The organism is Curtobacterium sp. PhB136 (genome assembly GCF_004346855.1).
Taxonomy (GTDB): Bacteria; Actinomycetota; Actinomycetes; order Actinomycetales; family Microbacteriaceae; genus Curtobacterium.
In genome coordinates this window covers 391,446-414,216 of the sequence record NZ_SMGH01000006.1, presented here as the reverse complement: position 1 = coordinate 414,216, position 22,771 = coordinate 391,446, and the positions used below count along the sequence as shown (strand labels likewise).

21 protein-coding genes are annotated in these 22,771 nt (G+C 71.3%); 11 read left to right on the top strand and 10 right to left on the bottom strand.

What is annotated here, in order from left to right; all coding sequences use genetic code 11:
* Window positions 1–13 precede the first annotated feature (13 nt).
* Window positions 14–985 (top strand): helix-turn-helix domain-containing protein, encoded by a 972-nt coding sequence (locus EDF27_RS11420; protein ID WP_132048863.1) that lies wholly within the window; start codon window positions 14–16, stop codon window positions 983–985.
* A 21-nt stretch (window positions 986–1,006) separates the two neighbouring features.
* Here the strand turns inward: EDF27_RS11420 and EDF27_RS11415 are convergent, their stop codons facing one another.
* Both EDF27_RS11415 and EDF27_RS11410 read right to left on the bottom strand, forming a co-directional pair.
* Entirely contained in the window at window positions 1,007–3,007 is a 2,001-nt protein-coding gene (locus EDF27_RS11415) for a GMC family oxidoreductase (protein WP_243698311.1), read from the bottom strand.
* Window positions 3,008–3,047: 40 nt separating this feature from the next.
* Window positions 3,048–3,419: a VOC family protein gene (locus tag EDF27_RS11410; protein WP_123654285.1), complete on the bottom strand. Its 372-nt coding sequence runs from the start codon at window positions 3,417–3,419 to the stop codon at window positions 3,048–3,050.
* Window positions 3,420–3,466: 47 nt separating this feature from the next.
* On the opposite strand from EDF27_RS11410, the gene EDF27_RS11405 reads away from it, so the two are divergent.
* The 3 genes from EDF27_RS11405 (at window position 3,467) to EDF27_RS11395 (ending at window position 5,989) form a co-directional block, all read left to right on the top strand.
* A complete protein-coding gene (locus tag EDF27_RS11405) occupies window positions 3,467–4,144 on the top strand; it encodes a TetR family transcriptional regulator (RefSeq protein WP_123654284.1) in 678 nt (225 codons plus the stop codon).
* Window positions 4,141–4,737, top strand: a complete 597-nt coding sequence (locus EDF27_RS11400; protein ID WP_123654283.1) for a hypothetical protein — start codon at window positions 4,141–4,143, stop codon at window positions 4,735–4,737. The genes EDF27_RS11405 and EDF27_RS11400 overlap by 4 nt, the downstream gene beginning before the upstream one ends.
* Before the next feature lie 298 nt (window positions 4,738–5,035).
* A complete protein-coding gene (locus EDF27_RS11395) occupies window positions 5,036–5,989 on the top strand; it encodes a manganese catalase family protein (protein ID WP_132048861.1) in 954 nt (317 codons plus the stop codon).
* Here the strand turns inward: EDF27_RS11395 and EDF27_RS11390 are convergent, their stop codons facing one another.
* Genes EDF27_RS11390 through EDF27_RS11380 form a run of 3 tightly spaced genes read right to left on the bottom strand, consistent with a single transcriptional unit; the run spans window position 5,990 to window position 8,221 of the window.
* Window positions 5,990–6,703: a GAF and ANTAR domain-containing protein gene (locus tag EDF27_RS11390; protein ID WP_132048859.1), complete on the bottom strand. Its 714-nt coding sequence runs from the start codon at window positions 6,701–6,703 to the stop codon at window positions 5,990–5,992.
* The gene (locus tag EDF27_RS11385; RefSeq protein ID WP_132048857.1) at window positions 6,700–7,413 is read right to left on the bottom strand and encodes a GAF and ANTAR domain-containing protein; all 714 of its coding nucleotides are present in this window, start codon (window positions 7,411–7,413) and stop codon (window positions 6,700–6,702) included. The genes EDF27_RS11390 and EDF27_RS11385 overlap by 4 nt, the downstream gene beginning before the upstream one ends.
* Window positions 7,406–8,221 carry an AraC family transcriptional regulator gene (locus tag EDF27_RS11380; RefSeq protein WP_123654279.1) on the bottom strand — a complete coding sequence of 272 codons (816 nt, stop codon included), beginning with the start codon at window positions 8,219–8,221 and terminating at the stop codon, window positions 7,406–7,408. The genes EDF27_RS11385 and EDF27_RS11380 overlap by 8 nt, the downstream gene beginning before the upstream one ends.
* Before the next feature lie 191 nt (window positions 8,222–8,412).
* On the opposite strand from EDF27_RS11380, the gene EDF27_RS20265 reads away from it, so the two are divergent.
* Entirely contained in the window at window positions 8,413–9,465 is a 1,053-nt protein-coding gene (locus tag EDF27_RS20265) for a helix-turn-helix transcriptional regulator (RefSeq protein ID WP_123654278.1), read from the top strand.
* A 33-nt stretch (window positions 9,466–9,498) separates the two neighbouring features.
* Here the strand turns inward: EDF27_RS20265 and EDF27_RS11370 are convergent, their stop codons facing one another.
* The 4 genes from EDF27_RS11370 to EDF27_RS11355 form a co-directional block, all read right to left on the bottom strand.
* Window positions 9,499–10,524 (bottom strand): ornithine cyclodeaminase family protein, encoded by a 1,026-nt coding sequence (locus tag EDF27_RS11370; RefSeq protein WP_132048855.1) that lies wholly within the window; start codon window positions 10,522–10,524, stop codon window positions 9,499–9,501.
* On the bottom strand, window positions 10,521–11,423 hold the full coding sequence (locus tag EDF27_RS11365; RefSeq protein WP_165931456.1) for an ABC transporter substrate-binding protein: 903 nt from the start codon (window positions 11,421–11,423) through the stop codon (window positions 10,521–10,523). The genes EDF27_RS11370 and EDF27_RS11365 overlap by 4 nt, the downstream gene beginning before the upstream one ends.
* A 94-nt stretch (window positions 11,424–11,517) precedes the next feature.
* Window positions 11,518–12,951 carry an MFS transporter gene (locus EDF27_RS11360; protein WP_243698310.1) on the bottom strand — a complete coding sequence of 478 codons (1,434 nt, stop codon included), beginning with the start codon at window positions 12,949–12,951 and terminating at the stop codon, window positions 11,518–11,520.
* Window positions 12,952–13,134: 183 nt separating this feature from the next.
* Entirely contained in the window at window positions 13,135–13,764 is a 630-nt protein-coding gene (locus EDF27_RS11355) for a GntR family transcriptional regulator (RefSeq protein ID WP_123654275.1), read from the bottom strand.
* Between the two features lie 77 nt (window positions 13,765–13,841).
* Between EDF27_RS11355 and EDF27_RS11350 the strand changes: the two genes are divergently transcribed.
* Window positions 13,842–15,605 (top strand): DEAD/DEAH box helicase, encoded by a 1,764-nt coding sequence (locus EDF27_RS11350; RefSeq protein ID WP_123654274.1) that lies wholly within the window; start codon window positions 13,842–13,844, stop codon window positions 15,603–15,605.
* Window positions 15,606–15,853: 248 nt separating this feature from the next.
* On the opposite strand, the gene EDF27_RS11345 is transcribed toward EDF27_RS11350, so the two are convergent.
* Window positions 15,854–16,792, bottom strand: a complete 939-nt coding sequence (locus tag EDF27_RS11345) for an NAD-dependent epimerase/dehydratase family protein (RefSeq protein ID WP_132048853.1) — start codon at window positions 16,790–16,792, stop codon at window positions 15,854–15,856.
* 129 nt (window positions 16,793–16,921) lie between these two features.
* Between EDF27_RS11345 and EDF27_RS11340 the strand changes: the two genes are divergently transcribed.
* The 5 genes from EDF27_RS11340 (at window position 16,922) to opgC (ending at window position 22,734) form a co-directional block, all read left to right on the top strand.
* Window positions 16,922–17,668 carry a TetR/AcrR family transcriptional regulator gene (locus EDF27_RS11340; protein ID WP_123654272.1) on the top strand — a complete coding sequence of 249 codons (747 nt, stop codon included), beginning with the start codon at window positions 16,922–16,924 and terminating at the stop codon, window positions 17,666–17,668.
* A gap of 208 nt (window positions 17,669–17,876) precedes the next feature.
* Window positions 17,877–19,832, top strand: a complete 1,956-nt coding sequence (locus EDF27_RS11335) for a glycosyltransferase (RefSeq protein ID WP_243698328.1) — start codon at window positions 17,877–17,879, stop codon at window positions 19,830–19,832.
* Entirely contained in the window at window positions 19,829–20,245 is a 417-nt protein-coding gene (locus EDF27_RS11330; protein WP_165931455.1) for an ATP-binding protein, read from the top strand. The genes EDF27_RS11335 and EDF27_RS11330 overlap by 4 nt, the downstream gene beginning before the upstream one ends.
* Complete coding sequence (locus EDF27_RS11325) at window positions 20,233–21,462, top strand: hypothetical protein (protein ID WP_123654270.1); 1,230 nt, start codon at window positions 20,233–20,235, stop codon at window positions 21,460–21,462. The genes EDF27_RS11330 and EDF27_RS11325 overlap by 13 nt, the downstream gene beginning before the upstream one ends.
* 15 nt (window positions 21,463–21,477) lie before the next feature.
* A complete protein-coding gene (opgC, locus tag EDF27_RS11320; protein ID WP_165931454.1) occupies window positions 21,478–22,734 on the top strand; it encodes an OpgC domain-containing protein in 1,257 nt (418 codons plus the stop codon).
* Window positions 22,735–22,771 lie beyond the last annotated feature (37 nt).

Sequence of the window (22,771 nt, the reverse complement as noted above, 5' to 3'; positions counted from 1 at the left end):
TGACGATGCTGTCGTGACCGAGGAAGCCCCTGCCCGCGTGCGCATCGAAGCACGCGGCACCGATCGTGGCGAGGCCGTGGAGATGTTCCGCGAGCTGTACCACGGCCTCCGGTGGTCGGCGGCCGAGGTGGAGGGCCGCCCGTTCTCGTACTCGCACCACGCCATCGGCGACGAGTCGATGACCCTCCGCACCTCGTCCTTCCACGGCGGACGGCTCGACGGTGAGATCCTGCCGACCGGCGACGAGTTCATCGTCAACTGGGTGACGACCGGCGGCGGCGTCGTCGACGTCGGCGCAGCCGAGGTCGCCGTCGCACCGGGGACGCCGGTGCTCTTCCCCGCGGATCGTCCGTTCCGGTTCTCGTACGCCGACTTCGACCAGAAGCTCGTGCACCTCGACCGCGGGCTCGTCGAACGGGTCGCCGCGGAGCAGACGGGCATCGAGCACGGCGAACTCCGGGTGGACGGCGCGGTCGTGCCGGGGCGGGACGCCGTCCGGACGTGGGGGCAGGCGATGGGGTTGATCTCGCGCACCCTGATCGGTGCGCCCGCGTCGCCGTTGCTCCGCGCGGAGATGTCCCGGCTCGCCGCCATCGCGTTCCTCGAGCTCTACCCGCAGCTGCCGGTGTCGCTGCCGCCCGCGCTCCTCGTGCCCGGGAACGCACGCGTGCGCACCGCCGTCGAGTTCATCCACGCGAACGCACACCTGCCGATCACGCCGACCGCAGCCGCGAAGGCTGCGGGCCTCGGGGTCCGAGCGCTGCAGGACGGCTTCCGGCGGGCGCTCGACACGTCGCCGAGCGAGTACCTGCGCGCGGTGCGCCTCGACCACGTGCACTCCGAACTCCGTCGCGCCGACCCCGGCGAGACCAGCGTCAAGGACATCGCGCTCCGCTGGGGGTTCGCGCACCTGGGGCGGTTCTCCGGGGTCTACGCGGAGCGGTTCGGGGAGTACCCGAGCACGACGCTCCGCGCCGTCGACTGACCTCCTCCGCGGTCGGCTGCGCTACTCCGCGGTCATCTGTTCGACGCTCCGCATCGCCGTCGCGAAGATCGTCAGCACCGGGTTCACCCCGCCGTTCGTGACGTGCACCGACCCGTCGGTCACGCGGAGGTTCTCGTGTCCCCACACCCGGCCGAACTCGTCGACGACCGAGTGCGACGGGTCCGACCCCATCCGGAGCGTCCCAGCCTGGTGCTGCCCGCCGGACGGTCCGACCGGAGTGCCCCCGACCTCGACGGCCCGGACGGCTCCGGCGGCGCGGAGCCACGCGGCACTGCGTGCGCTCGTCGCGTCGCGGGCACGCAGGTCCTCCGCGTGCACGCTGCCGCTCAGGCGGGCGACGGGCACGCCGTACCGGTCGGTGACCCCGTCGTCCACGCGGACGCGGGAGTCGGCGGAGGTCACCTCCTGGATCGGGCCCATCAGTCGGGCGGTCCGGCGGACCAGGCGGCGCATGCCCTCCTTCGATGCGGTGCCGGCCCGGGGGAGGAGCCCCGCACCGACCAGGTACCGGTAGGTGTTCGACGGGGTGGCGACGAACTCGTTCGCGATCATGCCGCCGCCGACGAGCCCGGCGTTGCCGTGCCGGTGGTCCGTGGTCGCGATGGATGGGCCGGGGCCGACCAGGTCCTCCACCACGTCGTCGAACACACCGGTCGCCCCGCCGTACACGTGCCCCTGCAGGTGCCGCCCGACCAGGTCGTTGCCGTTCCCGATGCCGTTCGGTTCCAGGTCGCTCCGGCTGTTCAGGAGCAGCCGTGCGGACTCGATCGCCCCGGCTGCGACGACGATCTCCGCTGCGTCGACGTCGCGCTGCCAGTCCCGGCCGTCCCGGGTGCCGACGAGGGTCACGCCGACGACCCGTCCGGTCGCGTCGATGCGGAGCCGAGCGGCGCGCGTCCGCAGCACGACCTGCGCGCGGCCGGTGGCGAACGCCCGGGTCAGCATGGTGTTCTGCGAGCCGTTCTTCGCGTCGACCGGGCAGGAGAACCCGACGCACTGGTTGCACCCCGCGCAGGCCCGTCGGCCGAGCCACGGCGTGCTGTTGACCAGCAGCGGGACGTGCACCGTGCCGAAGCCGAGCGCGGACGCCGCCGCCGCGAACCGCTCGCGGGCCGGACCTGCGGCGACGGCCGGCATCGGGTACGGACGGGAGCGCGGCCCGCTCCACCTGCCGTCGTCGATGCCGCCGCTGACCCCGACCTCCCACTCGGCACGTGAGTAGTACGGCTCCAGGTCGTCGTAGGAGATCGGCCAGTCCCGGAGCGCGCTGCCGTCCGGGACCCCGTACGTCGACGCCATCCGGAAGTCGAGGGGTGCGAACCGCCAGGCCTGCGCCCCGTACACACGGGTGCCGCCGCCGGCGGTGGACGCGTTGTTGTTCCACCCGGGGTCCGCGGGCCGGATCGGCAGCCGGGTGCGGCCGTCGTCGGCGACCCGGACGTCCCGGTCGTCGGTCGGGCCGGAGCGCGGCGCGAGGCCCCAGTCGGACCGCGGGTTCCGGAGGTGGTCCTCGGCGAGCGTGCCGATGGCGGGCCATTCGCCCGCTTCCACCACGAGGACACGGCGTCCGGCTTCGGCCAGGCCGCAGGCAGCCACGCCGCCGCCGGCTCCGGAGCCGATCACGATCGCGTCGTAGCGGTCCTCCAGCGCAGCCGGGTGCACGGTGACCGGCGTCGCCTCGGCGACCGGGAACGTGGTCGGCCACCCGCCGAGGGGTTCCGGCTGCCAGTCGACCATCCGCCACGACGCCGCGCCCGCGTTGCCGCCGTTGGCCGGGTCGGCGTAGAAGCCACCCGCGACGAGCTCGGCGAACCAGTCCCAGTGCACACTGGCCTCTTCGCGGGCGACCACGTCGTCCAGCCGGTCGGCCCACTCGGGTCGCTCGGCGACCACCGACTCGAGGAACGCCAGGCCACCGGCCTGACTCGCGGACGGGTCCTCGTCGCCGGGGACGACACGGTCCATCAGCGTGGTGAGCCGTTCCTGGGTGGGTGAGAGCACGCCGACTCCTTCGTCAGGGTGAGCAGGGTGGTCGGACGGATCAGTCCAGGCAGAACTCGTTGCCCTCGACGTCCTGCATCACGATGCACGACTCCTCGTCGTCGTCCGCGGGCAGGAGCCGGACGCGCGTGGCACCGATCGCGACCAGTCGCGCGCACTCGGCCTCCAGCGCATCGAGCCGCTCGGCACCGACGAGCCCGGTCCCGACCCGCACGTCGAGGTGCACGCGGTTCTTCACGACCTTGCCCTCCGGCACCTGCTGGAAGTACAGCCGGGGCCCGACGCCGTTCGGGTCGACGCACGACGTCCCCGACTCCTGGACGGTGTACCCGAGCACGTCGGCCCAGAACCGCGCCACCCGTTGCGGGTCGGCGCAGTCGACGGTGACCTGGAACTCCCGCACGCTCGTCATCGCACCACCCTAGTGACACCGGACCGGGTGGGGTGTAGTTTTTGAACATGTTCGAAAACGAGGGGAAGCCGCTCCCGAAGCGGGAGCGCACACGGGCAGCCATCCGCGCGGTGGCGATCCGGTCGCTGCGGGAGCAGGGCTACGACGCCACCACGATGCGCGGGATCGCGGCAGAGGCCGGGCTCTCCGTCGGCAACGCCTACTACCACTTCCCGACGAAGGACCACCTCGTCCAGGAGCTCTACGTCGACGTGCAGCAGGAGCACCGCGCCGTCGCGCTGCCCCTGCTCGACACCACCGACGACCTCACCGCCCGGATCGGCATCGTGGTCCGCTCGGGCCTGACGAACCTCGCCACCTACCACGCCATCGCGCCGCAGTTCCTCGCCGCCGCGGTCGCCCCGGACTCGCCGATCAACCCGCTGTCCGCCGAGTCGTCCGAAGCCCGGGACCTGGTGCTCGACCTCTTCCGCCGTGCGGTCGCCGGCGCCCGGCAGAAGCTCCCAGCCGACCTCGCCGAGGACCTGCCGACGGCGCTCTGGACGGGCTACCTGCTGTTCGCGCTGTTCTGGACGTACGACACCTCGCCGGGGCAGAGCCGGACGAACCGACTCGTCGACGCGATGCTCGGCGTCCTGCGCTTCGCCCTCCCGCTGCTCCGGATCCGGCCGTTCCGCACGGCGGTCACCGAGATCGTCGGCATCGTCGCCGGGCGCGCGGCATGAGCGCCACCGCACCGGCGACCTGGACCTGGTCGGACAGCCGGTGGCTCGAGATCCGCGCCTTCGGCTGGATGCTCGGCGTGACCCTGCCGGCGACGGTCGTCATCGGCCTGGTCGGGGCCGGCGCGTCGTCCGGCTGGGACGTCGAGACCTCCTTCGGCTCGTGGCTGAGCGCGATCGGCGGCACCGTGGTCTGGATGCTGATGGTCGACGTGGTCGCGTTCCTGCCGACGATGGCGGCCGCGATCGTGGCACTCCCGTTCACGATGCTGCTCGGGCGTGCGATGCGCCCCGTCCGCTCCCGGCTGCTGCAGATCGCGGCGACCTCGGCGCTCGCCGGCGTCCTGGCGGCGCTGCCGCTCGTGGCGCTCCCGGACTGGTTCATCATCCTCGGCCCGATCTCGGTGGCGGCGGGCGCCGCCGGCGCGCTCGCCCGCAACGGCGAGTTCCGCCGAGCGGACCGGCTGGCGGCCGCAGCGGTGGCCGCGGCCGCCGCAGCCACGGCTACAGCCGACGCACCCGACGCAGCTGACTCCGACGCACCCGCAGTCACCGCCACGACCGACCCGGCCACCGCGGCGGACCAGACCCCCTGACGGCCTGGAGGCCCGGGTCGGCCCCGCACCGAGCCTCCCGTCCGCCGTCTGCTCGCCCCGGCCGCGGTGCGGAACGCTCCCGCACAACCGAAACCGGCTCGAACCACGCACGTCCGTGGTTCGAGCCGGTTTCCGTTGCGCGCCGCCACGGCGCACCGCCCGCGGACCTGCACGGCGCGCTGCGCCGCGCGCCGCGCGGCGCGCGCTGCGCCTCGTGGATCACCCGACTCCGTGCCCAGGCCGCCCCGAGGAGCGTGAGCACCGCGCGGTGACGACGCCGCACGGATCAGGAGTCAGCATGTACTTCCACGCACAGACCTGGATCAACGACATCGCCCCGGGCGACCCGGACCCCGCAGCCGCGAACGCCCTGCAGGAAGGGCTCGGCGGCCAGTTCGGCGAGATGCGCACGATGATGCAGTACCTCTTCCAGGCGATGAACTTCCGCGGCCCAGCCGCGAAGCCGTTCCGGGACCTCATCCAGGGCGTCGGCACCGAGGAGATCAGCCACGTCGAACTCATCGGCACGACGATCTCCCGCCTGCTCGACGGCGCACCGGGATACACCGGCAAGGTGACCGACCCGGTCGACCAGCCGGGTGCGAAGGGCGCGACGCCGCTGCGCATCGCGCTCGACACCGGCAACATCCACCACTACCTCGTCGGCGCGCAGGGGGCACTGCCCGTGGACTCCGCCGGCAACCCGTGGAGCGGCAGCTACGTCTACAACTCCGGCAACCTGCCGCTCGACCTGCTCTACAACCTGATGCTCGAGTCGACCGGCCGGCTGCAGAAGTGCCGCATCTACGAGATGACGGACAACCCGACGGCGCGGGCGACCGTGGCGTACCTGATCGTCCGTGACCAGGCGCACGAGAACGCCTACGCGAAGGCCCTCGAGGCGCTCGGCGTCGAGTGGAAGTCGCTGCTGCCGATCCCGAAGACGAACGCCGAGCAGTTCCCGGAGGTCAAGGAGCTCGTCGACCTCGGCCTGCAGAGCAAGCAGTACAGCTTCGACCTCGACGGTGCGTCGGAGGCGGCGAAGATCTTCCGCGGAGCGTCGCCCTCGGGGGACGGGACGGACCTGGACGCATCAGAGCAGGCGCCGAAGGGTGCGCCCTCGTTCATCGCCCCGGAGCGGCTGGAGGAGTTCGCGCCGGGTCTCGACGCCGACCTGCTGGCGCTGATCCAGCAGACGGCCGAGCTGGAACTCGACCAGGTGGAGACGCCACTGTACGGGCCGATCGCCTGATCAGAGCTGGAGTGTGCGGTCCACGATCGCGCGGGCGACGTCGGAGAGTCGCCCGCCGGTCGCGGTCGCGTGCGCACGGATCACTCCGAAGGCGTCGTCGATGGACACGCCCTTGACGTGGGAGACCACGCCCTTGGCCTGCTCGATGACCTCGCGCGAACCGATCGCGCGCTGGAGCTGCGCGCTGACGACCTCGTGCTCGCGGAGGGTCCGCTCGTGCAGGATGCCGATCGTCGCGACGTCCGCCAGCGCCCGCGCGATGCGGACGTCCGGTTCGACGAGGTCGCCGACGGACGTGCCGAACAGGTTGAGCGTGCCGATGACGGAGGAGCGCAGCCGGAGCGGTACGGCGTGGACCGAGCGGACCCCGAGTGCGAGAGCGCCACGCTGGAACGCCGCCCACTCGTCGGGGGCATCCGTGATGTCCGGGCAGGTGATCGTCCGGCCGGTCGCGAAGGACTCCATGCACGGGCCGGCCTCGGCGTCGAGCTGGAGCACCTCGATGAGGCGGCTGGCCTCGGAGGTCGAAGCGATCACCTCGAGCTCACCCCACCCGTTCGCGAGCATGATGCCGGCGGCGTCGATGTCGAGGACCTCGGTGCAGGTCTCGACGAGGGTCTGCAGGAGTTCCACGACGTCGTACGAGTCGACCAGGGTGTCGGCGAGCGTCGCGAAGGTCTCCACGATCCGTGCTTCTCGTTCGGCAGCGGTCATCGGACCTCCTCGATCAGGTCCCCGTGCTTCTCGAACCGGACGGTCCCGGCGAGGATCTCCTCGGCGACCTGCCGCATGGGTGTGCGGCGGGCGAACGCGTGCCCCTGGATGAGCAGGTAGGCGTCCTCGGGGGTGACGTCGAGCTGCGCGAGGACGACCCCGGTGGCCTGGTGCACGACACGACGGGAGAACGGGTTCTGGTCGACGAGTGCTTCGTCCTCGTCCTGGGCGCTGCGGATCGCGCGACGGAGTACCCGTCGGCCCAGTGCGTCGGCGAGGGCCGCGGCCGCCTCGACCTGTGCGCCGCGGAGTTCGGTGGGGCGCGGCGCGTAGATGTCGACCGCGCCGAGGGGGAACGGGCCGAAGACGATCGGGAACGCGAACACCGCGCGGACCGATTCCGCGCGGACGGCGTCGTTGAACGCCGGCCACTCGCGGTTCGGGTTGCCGACGATGTCGCCCTCGAGCACGGGGGCGCGGTGCCGGAGCGCCGTCCAGCACGGTCCCTCGGCGAGGTCGAACTGGATCTCGTCGACGCGGAAGGCCGTGTCGTCGGTCGCCGAGATCGTCTCGCTCGCCACGATGGACCCGAACGAGGACACGGAGACGCCGCCCACGGGGACCGCGCGCTGGAACGGCTCACTGAGGTCGTCGTCCGCGATCTCGGTCGACCGGATCGCGCGGAGTGCACGATCGACTGCGTCATCCATCAGCGTCCTCCTGGTCCGGTTCCGATGCTACCCGCGGGCCCATCCGTGGACTGCCCGGTGGGCTCAGGACGGCCGTCCACGGCGGGAGCTCCGCCGCGGCGTAGGAGCCGTCGGCCTCGGGTACCCGCAGCAGCGGGTTCAGCGCGAGCAGCCGGAGCCCGTCGGCGTCACGGACGGCGCCGCGGACGGCGTCGTTGAGCAGGAAGGCGACGAGGTCCTCGGTCCCGCCGTCCGGCCGGTACCCCTGCCACGCGTCGCCACTCCGTTCGGAACGGCGGTGGGCGCTCGCGAGCAGGGCTCCTGGATCCTCGACGTCGATCTCGCAGTCGAGGACCAGGCGGAAGCGCCGCCGGGTGCTGCCCGGCTCCCCGATGGCCGCGACCCGGTCACGTGGCTCGTCGTCGGGTTCGAAGTAGCGCAGTGCGGCGGACGGGGCGCTGCCGTACACGGAGCGGTACTCCGCCGCCATCCGCCCGGCGTTGCTGAAGTGCCAACGCTGCGCGATCTCGGCGACGGTGCTGTGGTCAGTGGGTCGCGCGGACTGCAGCTCCCGCCGCACGCCGTCGAGCCGGAGCGCGCGGAGGTACCGGCCCGGGGTGACCCCGACCTCGCGCTGGAACGCCTTCTGCAGGCCGCGGGGGGACAGGTGGACGGCCGCTGCGACATCGGGCACCGAGATGCGCTCCTGTGCGTGCTCGTGCAGGAACCGCAGCGCCTCGCGCACGTTGCGCGAGAGCCGTGCGGTGGGCGCCGCCGAACCCGGCTGTACGACGTCCGGCGCCGGAGGTGACACGTCCTCGTCACTCATGACGCCAGCGTACCGATCTCGGTTTGTCAACCCCTGCTCTTGCGCAATCCGTCCGAGCGATACTGGAATCGTCTCGCGGAGGTGTGCGTGGTGCGGGGCCGTTCAGCGCGAGGAGGGGTTGTCATGCACGGATTCGTCGATGGTCAGGGCCCCGAGGTGGGAGCCTGGCAGGACCGTGACGTCGAGCACGTGTGCGGACCACGGGCGTCCGCCTCGTCGTGTTGACGCGCGTCGGCGACGGACCACACGTCGTCGAGCACCGGGTTGCGGACCGGGCCACGAACGACCGCGCCATCGCGACCCGGCTGTACGAGGACCGCTACCACGCGCAGTGCATCGGGTTCGGGACGGACACCGCGTTCCGCCTGCGGCACCGCTCGATCCGCGACCTGCACGTCGAACTGCTGAACGCCGCCGTGTCGACCGAACGCCACGGCGTCGTGGACCCGGGCGACGGGCTGGTGTTCGGGTGGACGGCGACGGGCGGTGCCCGCATCGGGACCGGGGCCGAGGGTGACGTGACGCTGCCCGGGGTCCCCGAGACGTTCCCGGTGGCCCGACCGTTCTCGTTCTCCGCTCCCGCCGGCGTGCACCACCTCGTGCGGATCGACCTGGCCTTCCTCCGTGCCGTCGGCCGACTCGTGGAACCCGACGTCGGCGACGTGCCGACGCTGAACCGGCGTCCGCGATCCGACGGACTGCCCGGCCTCCGCGCCGCGATCGCCGCCGTGGCGTCGGCCGCGGTCTCGGGCGACGACTCCGCCGTGGTCCGGTCGTCGCTCCAGGTGGAGCTCGCCGAGTCCGTCCTCGCCGTCTTCGGCACCGCGCAGGCCGGCGAGCCGTCGGTCGGCGAGCCGTCGGTCGGTGGTCGCGCTGCGCGACGGACCCTGGAGGCGGCGCGCTCCTGGGCAGCGGCGCACTGCGGCGGACCAGTGACCCTTTCCGACCTCTGCGGCGCCGCGGACGTCAGCGCACGGACGCTGCAGAGTGCGTTCCTGCAGGAGGCCGGTCGATCGCCGATGGCCTTCGTCCAGGACATGCGACTGGACCGCGTGCGGGTCGTCCTCCAGCTCGCCGACCCCGGTGTGGTGACGGTCGGCGGCGTCGCCCGCGACTGGGGGTTCCGGCACATGGGACGGTTCTCCGCGGCCTACGCACAGCGCTTCGGGGAGTTCCCCGCCGAGACGCTCCGGAACGCCCCCACCCGGCGCCTGCGCGTGCGGAGCGAGCGCCGGACGGCCTGAACCTCGGGACGCCGGACCTCGGGACGCCGGACCTCAGGGCACCGGGGCGAGCGACGACGCGGCAGCCGAGAGGTGGACTGTTTCGCCCACCCCGTGCCGCTGCGCGAGCTGGATGACCGCCGCGGCCACCGCAAGGTCCTGCGCCGCGAGCCCGACCGAGTCGAACACCGTGATCTCGTCCTCCGACGCCCGTCCGCTCGCGAGACCGGCGACGACCTCGCCCAGCTCCACGAGTCGCGCGTTCGTCCGGAGTGCGCCCTCGGCGATCGCGAGCACCAGGTCCCCGGACTTCGCGCGCGCAGTCGCCGCGCTGTCCACCACCAGGGTGCCCCTGGCCATCGCGGTCGCGTCGAGCTCGCGGTGCGTCGGACGCGGCCGGGCGCCGACCGCGTTGACGTGCTGTCCACGGTGCAGCCAGGCACCGCGCACGATCGGCTCGACGGACGGGGTGAGCGTGCAGAGCACGTCCGTACGTTCCACCACATCGTGGGGGTCCTCGGCGACGACGACGGCCACGTCCGTCGCTCCGTCACCGGCCTCCGCGAGCTGTTCGCGGAACCGTTCGACGGTCGATGACGAGCGTGACCAGACGACCACCTGCTCGATCGGCCTCACCGCGCTGATCGCGCGGACGTGCTCGATCGCCAGGTTGCCCGCGCCGACCAGGCCGAGGACCCGACTGTCCGGCCGTGCCAGGTGCCGGGTGGCGACCGCCGAGGCCGCCGCAGTCCGGACCCGCGTGATGCCGGCGCCGTCGATGACCGCGATGCACTCGCCTGTCGAGACGGAGGACACCAGGATCGTCGAGCGCTGGCTGGGCAGGGCCGTGCCGACGTTCGCGGGGATGTCCGCCATCAGCTTCACCGCCGCGAAGCCGAGCCGGTCCGACCGGACGGCCATCGGGAGGAACAGGGCGTCGTCGGTGCCACCGAGCGTGACGGGGGCGGGCTGCACCATCGCGCCGGAGCCCAGGTCGGCGTGCACGGCCTCGACCGCAGCGATCGCGTCGACTTCGGGGAGCAGCCGGCGGACGTCGTCGGCTCCGAGGACCAGGGTCACGAGGCGGAACCGACGGCGCTGGTGCTGCCGAGCAACTCCTCCAACGACGGCCGGTGCGTCACCAGTCCGCCCTCGTCGAGGATCTGCATCCACCGGTCCGAGGCGCCTCGGTCGATCGTGACACTGTCCCAGACGCCGCCGTCCGCCATCTGCTGCGCCGCGGAACGGAGGAGGTCGTGGTCCTTGTCGGGCCAGCGCGCGGCGAGGACCTGCTCGATGTCGGCACCGGCTGCACCTGCGGTGATGCGCCGCTCGGCGACGTCGATCGCCGCGACGAATCGTTCGATCTTCTCGCCGAGCTCCGCGACGCGATCGGTGCGCGTGTAGTAGACGCTGTTCGGCATCACGCCCGTGTCCAGGTGGCGGAAGACGACGGTGCCGTCACCGGCGGCCTCGAGCTCCATGGCCGAGACGAGGTCGAGCACGATCGCGTCGCCGAGTCCGGCGCGGTAGAGCTCGATGAGCATCGCGGTCGAGAGGTCGCGGACCCAGCGCGTGGCCGCCGGGTCGAGTCCGGCCTCGCGGATCAGTCCGGCCGTGTACTCGTACGGAGCGCTGCCGCCCGCGCCGGGTGCCAGTGCCACCTTGCCGGCGAGCCAGTCCAGCCCGACCGGCCCGGTCGCGTTCCGCGCGACGATGGTCATCGGGAACTTGTGGTTCAGCTGCCCGACGACGCTCAGCGCACGGGGCGAACCGGCGTACATCGCGGGGACCCAGAGGCCACCGAGAGCGAGGTCGGCCTCGCCGGACTCGAGGTCGTCGAGGACGCCGGTCCACGGGTCGCAGGCCTTCGCGGTCACGGACAGGCCGTGCTCGGCGAAGATGCCGGAGACGTCCGCCACGTACTCGGGGAGGTAGTTGAGGCCGTTCGCGGTCGCGGAGACGGTGAGGGTGTCCATGAGTTCCTCCATGGGGTCGGTGCTGGTGCTGGTGCTGGTACGGGTGCTGGTGGTGCCGGGAGTGCGGGCACCGGGAGTGCCGACGCCCACGCGCTCAGCGGGACAGGGCGAGCTCGTTGACGTCCTCGAGCGAGCGTCCGCGGGTCTCCGGTGCGAAGCGGGCCGCGAACACGAGGATCGCGTACATCAGTGCCGCCAGGCCGAAGACACCGGCAAAGGCGAACGAGCCGTAGAGGGCGATCGCGAGGAAGGGCATCACCGCGCCGGCGATGTTGCCGATGCCGTTCACGATGCTCGCACCCGAGGCACGGATCGACGTCGGGTAGACCTCGGCGGTCCAGGCTGCGAGCGTGGTGTTCGTCACCATCGTGAAGTACTGGAAGAGCGCACCGAGCACGAGGATCGCGGCAGTGCTGTTGCCGAACGCCGCGAACGCCAGGGCCGTCAGACAGCCGAGGACACCGGCAGCGGTGACGGCGCTCCGCCGCCCGACGCGGTTGGCGATGAGCGCCGCGGTCGTGGCTCCGAGGAGCGAACCGATGTTCATGATCATCGTGTAGAGCAGGCTCTGCGACACCGAGTAGCCGCGCTCGACGAGCAGCGTCGGCATCAGGAAGTTCAGTGTGACCTGCGACCCGAACGCCATCCAGGACGCGACGCCGATCGAGATCGTGCGACGGAGGACCGAGCGGTGGAAGACCGCGGCGGGGGAGGAGTGCAGCTGCTCCGGCGGCAGGTCCGCCTCGGTCAGCTCCACCGGGGGCTTCGCGTCGGTGGGTCGCAGCGAGTTCGACGCGAGGATCGCGAGGGACCGGTTCGCCTCGGCGACGCGGCCCTTCGAGAGCAGGAAGCGCGGGGTCTCCGGCAGGCGGCGACGGTAGAGGACGACGAACAGGGCGGGGACCGCGAGGATGACGAACGTCCAGCGCCACACGTGGTGGTCGCCGCCGAGCGCCGGGGCGAGCGGGCCGAGGAGCAGCAGGAAGAGTCCGTAGGAGATGAAGTTGCCCACGCCGCCGGCACCCACGTTGATCGTCGCGATGAGACCGCCGCGGAAGCGCGTGGCCACCATCTCGGACAGCATCGCGATGCCGATCATGAACTCGCCGCCGATGCCGATGCCGACGATGAAGCGGCTCACGAGGAGCATGTCGTAGTTGAACGAGATCGCGCTGAGCAGTCCGCCCAGCGTGTAGACGAGCAGGTTCAGGCTGAGCGAGAAACGGCGTCCGTAGCGGTCGGCGAGCCAGCCGGCGACGAACCGACCGACCAGACCGCCGAGGACGGTCGCGGTGTTGATCGTGGTGAGCTGGACGTCTCCGATCTGCAGCGAGGCCTTGATGTTGGTGGCCATCGCGCCGACGGAGTTCTGCTCGAGGGTGTCGAAGAACTCCCCGGCGAGGATCAGCATCAAGATCCAGAACTGGGCTCGGGTGAAGCCGATCCGGTCGAGCGAGGAGGCGACGGTACGCGATCCGGACGGCGGGACGGTGGCGGTCGGGGCGGTGGTGCGGGTTACGGCAGTCATGGGTAACTCCACGGATGGGTTCGCGGGGTGAGTCCGATGGGACTGGATTCACGAGGTCATGACTTTTGTATACGAAAACCTGTTTCCGGCTGGTTTCGCGCATGTAAGGTCTCGATTCCGTTCCCGAAGTACCGCTGACTTCGGGGGCCATCGTTTCAGACCGCGGCATCTTTGTATACGTTCCTAGCCAGGGAAGGACCGGCGGTAGATCGCCTCGTCCTTCTCGATGTGCTCGTCCATCAGCAGGCGCGCCTGCATCGGCGATCCGGCCAGGATCGCGGCCGCGACGGCGCCGTGGTCGGTCCAGCTGGAGGTCACCCGGTCCTCGATCTCCTGCTCGAAGCCCCACGCGGTCTGTTCGAGGAGCCGCTCGATCATCTGCTCGAGTCGTGCGTTCCCCGATGCCCTGGCCACGAGCCGGTGGAACTCGAAGATCAGCGGCGGGAGCTCGGCGAAGTGCCCGGCCTCGCCCTCTGACCGGCCGCGTGCGACGACGGCCTGCAACCCGGCGGCCTGGTCGCCCCCGCGTCGTCGGGCGGCCAGGCCGGCGGCGAGCGTCTCGAGCCCGCGGCGGATCTGCATGAGCTCGACGACGACCGCGGTGGAGGTCGACGCGACGGTCACGCCCTTGTACTTCTCGGAGACCACGAACCCCTCGGTCTCGAGCTGCCGGAGCGCCTCGCGGACCGGCACCCGGGAGACGTCGAACCGGGCACCGATGGTGTCCTCCTTCAGGCGGGTGCCGCCGGGGAGCGTGCCGTCGATGATCTCCGCGCGGAGGATCCGGATGACCGAGGCAGCTTTGGAGTCCACGCCCGAATCCTATGCAGGCCGTGTTCTTGCGCATCGTTTGGTCGTGCTCTGCGCCGGGGACCGGGTACCGTACCAGGATGAGTTCCGACACGAACAGCACCACCGAGCCCATCGACGAGGGGCCCGTGGTGACGTTCGCCGACCTGGGGCTCAGCGAGCCCGTCCTCAAGGCCGTCAAGGAGATCGGGTACGAGACCCCCTCCGCGATCCAGGCCGCGACCATCCCGACCCTGCTCGAAGGGCGTGACGTCGTCGGTCTCGCGCAGACCGGTACCGGCAAGACCGCCGCGTTCGCGCTGCCCGTCCTGTCCCGCATGGAAGCCGGCAGCAAGCTGCCCCAGGCCCTCGTGCTCTCCCCGACCCGCGAGCTCGCCCTGCAGGTGTGCGAAGCGTTCGAGCAGTACGCCTCGCACATGCGCGGCGTGCACGTCCTCCCGGTCTACGGCGGGCAGGCGTACGGCGTGCAGCTCTCCGCGCTCCGCCGCGGCGTCGACGTCGTCGTGGGCACCCCTGGTCGCATCATGGACCACATCGCGAAGGGCACGCTCGACCTGTCCGAGCTGAAGTACCTGGTCCTCGACGAAGCCGACGAGATGCTCAAGATGGGCTTCGCGGAGGACGTCGAGACGATCCTCGCCGAGACCCCGGACACCAAGCAGGTCGCGCTCTTCTCGGCGACGATGCCCGCGCAGATCCGCCGCATCTCGAAGCAGTACCTCAACGACCCGGCCGAGATCACGGTCAAGGCGAAGACGACCACGTCCGCCAACACGACGCAGCGCTACCTCATCGTGTCGTACGCGCAGAAGGTCGACGCGCTCACCCGCATCCTGGAGGTGGAGGACTTCGAGGGTCTGATCATCTTCGTCCGCACCAAGAGCGAGACCGAGACCCTGGCCGAGAAGCTCCGCGCCCGCGGGTACGCCGCAGCCGCCATCAGCGGTGACGTGGCCCAGGCCCAGCGCGAGCGCACCGTGAACCAGCTGAAGTCGGGCAAGCTCGACATCCTGGTCGCGACCGACGTCGCCGCCCGAGGCCTCGACGTCGACCGCATCACGCACGTCGTGAACTTCGACATCCCGGTCGACACCGAGTCCTACGTGCACCGCATCGGCCGCACCGGTCGTGCCGGCCGCAGCGGTGCGGCGATCAGCTTCGTCACCCCGCGTGAGCGTCGTCTCCTCGTCGCGATCGAGAAGGCCACGCGCCAGCCCCTCACCGAGATGACGCTGCCCTCGGTCGAGGACGTCAACGTCACCCGCCTGACGCGCTTCGACGACGCCATCACCGCCGCACTCGAGTCGCGTGAGCGCATCGAGGCGTTTCGCGACATCATCGCCCACTACGTCGAGCACCACGACGTCCCCGAGCAGGACGTCGCGGCAGCCCTCGCCGTCGTCGCGCAGGGGGACACCCCGCTGCTCCTCGACCCGGCCGAGGACGCCCTCCGCCGCCAGGTCGAGCGCGACCAGCGTCGCGACGACCGCAAGGGCCGCGAGCGCGAGGCCGACGGTGGCGACCGTCGTCGCCGCTCGGTGCCGATGACCCCGTACCGGATCGAGGTCGGTCGTCGTCACCGCGTCGAGCCGCGCCAGATCGTCGGGGCGCTCGCGAACGAGGGCGGGCTGCGTCGCGACGACTTCGGTGCGATCCGCATCCAGCCGGACTTCTCCATCGTCGAGCTGCCGTCGGACATGCCGGGCGACGTGCTCGACAAGCTCCGCGACACCCGCATCAGCGGTCGTCTCATCGAGATCCAGCCGGACCGCCGCGGTGGCGGCTACCGCCGTGGCCCGCGCGAGGACCGCGACGAGCGTCCGGTGCGCAAGCCGCGCTACTGACCCAGGACGACACGGACGGGAGGCCCGGTGCCAGCTGGCACCGGGCCTCCCGTCTGTCAGTGGGTTGCGTTCTCACCCACCGCACCCGCGCTGGGTGGTCGAAACGTGCGGAGGGGGTCGAAAGGAACGACTGCCTACGCGCGAAACGACGTCCTACGCGCGGAACGACTGCCTACGCGCGAAACGACGTCCTACGCGCGGAACGACTGCCGACGCGCGAAACGACTGCCAACGCGCGGAGCGACGTCCTACGCGCGACCTGACGCGGCGACCCCGGCGGCGGTGCGGCGGCACACCTCGTCCCACGGGGTCGGCTCGATGCCGAAGTGCGCCCGGGCCGCGGTGTCGTCGAGCACGTACGGCGCCGTCCACTGGTACCGCATGTCGGCGATCTCCCGCATCATCGGCGAGACCAACCCGAGCGCACGTAGTGCTCCACCGGGCAGCCGCCGCACGGTCACGGGCGGCTTCCCGGCTGCGGCGAGCACGTCGGTGAGCGCCTCGACCTGCGACCTCGGCGGGTTCGAGGGGACGTTCCAGAGGCGTCCGTGCGCGGACTCGTCGTCGGCGGCGGCGACGAGGGTCCGCGCGACGTCGAGCACGTCCGTGAAGGTGTGCGGCAGGTCGGTGCGGCCGATCATCCACGCGGTCTTCCCCGCGAGGGCACCGGGCAGCACACGGGTGATGTGGCCGTTCGCGCCGATGCCGGGTCCGACGTAGTCCGATGCCCGGACCTCGACGGCGCGGACCCGGCCGGCGCGGTGGGCGTCGAGGGCATCCCGCCACAGCCGCGCCCGGAGGATCCCCTTGTGGTCGGTCGCCGCGTCGGGCAGGTCCTCGCGCATCGGGCCGTCGACGGGGCCGTACGGGTAGAGGTTCCCGGTGATCGCGTACACCGCGCCGGTCCGCTCGGCCGCGGTGAGCAGGGAGGCGGCGAGCGGCGGCCAGGTCCGCTCCCACTGCGTGTAGTCGCCCGGGTTGGCGCAGTTGTAGAGGGCGGCCGCACCCTCGATCGCCCGGGTGAGTGCCTCGGGGTCCGCAGCGTCCAGGGCGACGTGACCAACGCCCTCCAGGCCGGTGTCACGACCCGAGCGGGTGGCGACCGTGACGTGCTCGCCACGCTCGGCGAGGAGTGCGGCGACGTGCCGGCCGACGGGGCCGGCGCCGATGACCAGGTGGTCCGACATGGGGAGTCCTTCCGTCCGAGAATCGCGAGAGCAGTGCTCTCTGTTCGATGAGCATGACACGCGGTGCCGCCCACCGCAAGAGCAGTGCTCTCGGTTGTGTGCAGTGCTCTCGCGTGCCAGGGTGGAGGGATGACAGACCGGCCACCGACCGCACGAGACCTGGCTCGCGAGACGATCCGGGGACGCATCTTGGCTGCCGCACGGGCACGGCTGACCGACGAGGGGCCCGCGCAGCTCAGCCTCCGGGCCGTCGCCCGGGACGTCGGGATGGTGTCCTCCGCGCTCTACCGGTACTTCCCGAGCCGGGACGACCTGCTGACCGCGCTCCTCGTGCAGGACTACGACGAACTCGGAGACGCCGTCGAACGTGCCGACGCCGCGCACAACCGGCAGGACGTCGGCGCACGCTGGCTCGCCGCGTGCCGCGCGGTCCGCGACTGGTCCGTCGCGCACCCCGGCGACTTCGCGCTGCTCTACGGCAGTCCCGTCCCCGGCTACGCGGCCCCGCAGGAGACGATCGAGCCCGCCACGCGCGCGACGATGGTGCTGGTCCGGATCGTGGTCGACGCCATGGCCGGGAGGCCCCTCCCACCGCCCACGGTCAGCCCGGCTCCCCGGCCGGTCGGGTCGGTGGTCGACGGTGCGGCCGCGTACATCCGGTCGCGGGGGATCGCGAAGGACGCGCCCGCCGAGGCCGTGATGCGCACGCTGATGGCCTGGACGGCCGTGTTCGGGACGGTGTCGTTCGAGCTGTTCGGGCACTACGTGGGGTCGGTCTCCGACCACGCGGCGTACTTCGACCTCGTGGTGGAGCGGCTGGCGGCGGACATCGGCTTCTCCGTCGACGTCCATCCCCAGATCGGGGCGGCGGGCTGACAGACGGAGCGGGTCTGGGGTAGACAGGTCCCTACGCCGAGTCCGACCCGACGGACAGGGCGTGACCAACCACCACGCCGCGATCAGGAGACACGTTGCAGCGCACCACGACGGCCGTCGTCGGCTCGGGAGCCCGACGGTGACGGCGCTCGACCTCAGCCGGCAGGACCGCCGGCGCCTCACGCAGAGCACGGCGCGCCGCCGCCTGGTGACCGTCCGGACCGTTGCGGTGCTGGCGTCGCTCGCCGGCATCAACTACGTCGCATGGCGCTGGGTCGCCTCGGTGAACTGGCACTCGTGGTGGATCGCGGTGCCGCTGATCCTCGCCGAGACGTACAGCGTGATCGACTCGCTGCTGTTCGCGTTCGGTGCCTGGAAGCTCCGGGAACGCGGCGAACCACCGACGACCCCGAGCACCGACGTCACCGTGGACGTGTTCATCACCACGTACAACGAGCCGGTCGACCTCGTGATGCGCACCGCGCACGCGGCGAAGGCGATCACGTACCCGCACAGCACGTGGATCCTCGACGACGGCAACCGGCCGGAGATGCGCGACGCTGCCGAGCGCCTCGGGCTCGGCGTGATCACCCGCGGGCAGGACTGGATCGACCGGCCGCGGCACGCCAAGGCGGGCAACCTCAACAACGCGCTGATGGCGACCCAGGGCGAGTTCCTGCTCATCCTGGACGCCGACCAGGTCCCCGACCCGGCGATCCTGGACCGCACGCTCGGGTACTTCAAGGACCCGCGGATGGCGCTCGTCCAGACACCGCAGTGGTTCGAGAACGTGCCCGACGCCGACCTCCTCGGCAGCCAGGCGCCGCTGTTCTACGGCCCGATCCAGCAGTCCAAGGACGGCTGGAACGCGGCGTTCTTCTGCGGGTCGAACGCCATCCTCCGGCGAGAAGCCCTGATGCAGCTCGGCATCTCCCGCTACGTCCGCGAAGTCGAGGCGTCCGTCCAGCGCACGATCAAGACCTCCCGAAAGCTCCTGTCCCGCGCCCGCGAGACCGAGACGGACCCGCGCGTGCTGCGCGCCCTCGACGACGCCGAAGCGGTGGTGGACCGCGCCCGCGACCAGATGGCCGGCAGCGAACCGCTCGGTGACGTCACGTACGAGTTCCAGCGGGGCATCGACGCGATCGCGTTCCGGTTCGCCGCGGCCGACCTCGAGTCGGTGCGGAACGACCTGCAGGAACTCGCCGCGATGTCGACGGACGCCAACACGTTCGCCGGGCTCGACGACGCCGCACTCGACGTCCTCGGGCAGCGGAACGCGTCGCCGGTCGCGGCGATCGAGGCGATCGCCGTGCTCGCCCGCGCCGTCGACGTGAACCGCGGCGACGAGGCCCAGGCGATCATGCCCCTGGCGACGATCTCGGTGACCGAGGACATGGCGACCGCGATGCGCCTGCACGGCCTCGGCTGGAAGTCGGCCTACCACGACGAGATCCTGGCGAAGGGCCTCGCCCCCGAAGACCTGCCGACGATGCTCGTACAGCGGCTCCGCTGGGCGCAGGGCACCATGCAGGTGTTCTTCCGCGAGAACCCGCTCGTGCAGAAGGGCCTGTCGTTCGGACAGCGCCTGATGTACTTCTCCACGATGTGGAGCTACCTGTCCGGCTTCGCGGCCATCGTCTACATCGCGGCGCCGGTGCTCTGCCTGTCGTTCGGGGTCGTCCCCGTCCAGGCCTACAGCGTGGACTTCTTCGCCCGGCTCATCCCGTTCCTGGTGCTCAACCAGCTGTTGTTCTGGGTGGTCGCGGCCGGTAGACCCACGTGGCGCGGGCAGCAGTACTCCCTCGCGCTCTTCCCGGTGTGGATCGAGAGCGTGACGAGCGCGTTCGAGAACGTGTTCCGCGGCAAGCCCCTCGGGTTCCGCGTCACCCCGAAGGTCCGCGACGAGTCCGAGCAGAAGCCGCGCTGGGACCTCGTCCGGCCCCAGCTGATCGCGATGGCCGCGCTCGTCGCCGCGCTGATCCTGATCGGGATCCGGTACCTCGCCGGACAGGCGTCGGGCATCGCGCCGCTCGTGAACACCGCGTGGGTCGTCTTCGACCTGTTCATCTTCAGCATCGTGATCCGCGCGGTGCTGTACCGCGGCCCGGGGACCGGCGTGCAGTCCGAGCACGAGTCGAGCACGGCCGGTGGTCCGCTGTGACGGCCTTCGACGTCGCGTCCTTCGACGTGCCCGCCGTGCCGGAGAGCCTCGACACCGTGCAGGACCGCTTCGGCGCGTGGTGGGCCGGCCTCGGCGTCGACGACATGGCGCACCGCTTCGCGCTCGAGACCGCGCTCGCCGAGATCGCCGCGAACATCGTCGAGCACACCGCTCGCGCCGACCAACAGCAGGGACGCCGATACTCCGTGGAGCTCACCGCCACCGACCACGAGTTCACCGCGGAGCTCCGTGACAACGGGCTGCCGGTCGACATCGACCTCAGCGCCGTCACGATGGCCGACCTCGACGCCGAGAGCGGCCGCGGGCTCGCACTCGCCATCGCCGCGCTGGACCGCCTCGAACACCGGCACGAACACGGGCACAACGTCTGGACCCTGGTGTGCACACGGTGAGGCGGACGCTCGTCCGTGTCGTGGCGATCCTGGTCACGGTCGGCGTGCTCCTGCTCGGGGGAGCCATCCCGGCGCAGGCGGCGTCGCTGTCGCCGTCCTCGGGGAAGACCTGGTTCGGGCCGGACCTCGACTGGGGATCGGACGCCCCCGACGGGTACGAAGGGCGGCTCGGCGCGACGCCCTCGAGCTACGCGGTGGAGATCGACTACCCCGTCGACGCGAGCGCGGAACGGCAGCTGCTGCGCTCCACCCGGGCCGCGGCCGCCCAGGGCGCGACCCTCGTCGTCAGCTTGGAGCCCGACGCCGCGCTCCGGTCGCTGACCGCCGCGGACGCCCGGCACGCGAACACGCTGTTCGAGGAAGTGCACGACCAGTACGACACGCAGGTGCTCGTCCGCTTCGCACCGCAGACGAACGGCACGTGGGTGCGCTGGGGGCAGCAGCCGACGCAGTACGTGCGGGCGTTCCGCGCGCTCGCGACCGCGGTGCACGGCGGGACGTCGGACGCACTGATGGTCTGGTCCCCGTCGTACGGCGCCGGGTACCCGTTCGGCGAGTCCGCCGGGCGCCTGGCGGACCTGTCAGCGACGGACACCGCGAAGCTCGACACCAACGGGGACGGCCAGCTCACCGCCGCCGACGATCCGTACCAGCCCTACTGGCCGGGCGACTCGTCCGTCGACTGGGTCGGCATGTCGATGTTCTTCTTCGGCAAGGGGAAGGCGACCCAGGCGGCCGGTCGGGACGTCCCGCTGACGACGAACGACGTCCCCGTGTCGGGCGAGGTCGCAGCCCGGTTCGACGAGGCCTGGGGCTACGACGCCCAGCAGCAGAGCGACTTCTACGACCGCTTCGCCGTGGGACACGACCGGCCGATGCTCCTGGACACCGGTGCGCTGTACGACCACTCGCTCCGGGGCGCGACGGAGCTCGCGGTCAAGCAGGGGTGGTGGCGGCAGGTCTTCAGCGCGATCGAGGACCGCCCGCTCATCCGCGGTGTGACCTTCCTCGAGACGAACCGGCGCGAACCCGAGGCCGGCAACCGCGTGGCCGACTGGCGGGACACCGCGGTGCCGGGGATCGCGGGCTCCTTCCGCACCGACCTGCAGGGCACCGACCGGTTCGTGTTCGGCCCCGTCACCGAACGGGTCACGCCGCAGGACGGCAACGCGGCGACGAACCAGCAGCTCGACACCGGCGGCGACCAGATGGCGTGAATCGTCTGGTTGGCGGTGGGGCTCGCGATCGTGTTCCTGCTGAGCGGGCTGTTCGGCCGACTCCTGCCGAGCTGGCGGTACCCCGACGACGGCAAGCCCGGGCGCGACCTGCGGCTCGACCTGTTCCGCGGGTTCATCATCCTGGCGGTGGTGATCACCCACATCGAGATCGGTGGTCCGTACTCGTACATCACGCTGCACGCGGTCGGGGCGATCACCGGCGCGGAGATGTTCGTGTTCCTCTCCGGCATGGTCCTCGGCATGACCTACCCGCTCGCGATCAAGAAGTTCGGCGAGTGGGTGGCCGCGGTCGGCGCCTGGAAGCGCGCGCGGAAGCAGTACCTCGTCACGCTGGTGGTGATCGCGGTCGTCTTCGCGCTGAGCTTCCTGCCGTTCCTGAACACCGACGCGATCACGACGTTCACGGACCGGGGGACCGGGACCGGCGGCGTCGGCGCCGAGGGACGCGTCTACGACCTGTACCCGAACGCCATGCAGCTGCTCGCGTACCCGCCGCCCTGGTACGCCATCCGGCAGTTCCTGCTGCTCGAGATGGGGCCGTGGCCGTTCAACATCATGGGCCTCTTCGTGGTGCTGAGCCTGTTCATCCCGCCGCTGCTCTGGGTGATCCGGCGCGGGTTCTGGTGGGCGGTGCTCATCGGCAGCTGGGCCCTCTACGTCTTCCAGGCGCTCCACCCGGAGTTCCGGCCGCTGAACTCCCAGTTCGAGTCGGTGTTCCCGCTCCTCACCTGGCAGGTCGTGTTCACGCACGGCCTGGTCCTCGGCTACTACCGCCGGCAGATCGTGCGTGCGTTGACCGGACGCCTCGGGAAGGTGCTGATCGGCGTCGGCGTCGGCATCTGCGGCTACGCGGCGTTCCTGGTCTACGTCTGGGCCGCGAACCACTTCGGCTTCACGCCTGTGCCGTTCCCGGCGTCGATGTACGACGACCTGTACAACACGGCGTACCAGCGGGTGGACCTGCAGTGGGGGCGCCTGGTCGACATCGCGTTCTTCGCGATCGTGTCCTACGCGATCCTCACCGTGTTCTGGAAGCCGATCGCGGCGGCGATCGGGTGGCTGTGGATCCCGATCGGGCAGGCGAGTCTCTACGTCTTCGTCTGGCAGGTGTTCTTCGCACTGGCCATCGCGTCGATCCCGGGGGTCGACTGGAGCAACGGGTGGATCGGCTTCGTCACCCACTCGCTGCTGATCCTGCTGGCCTGGTACATGGTGCGGAAGAAGTTCCTGTTCAGCGTGATCCCGCGCTGAAGCTCGCGCCCCCCGCGCCCCCCGCGCCCCCCGCGCC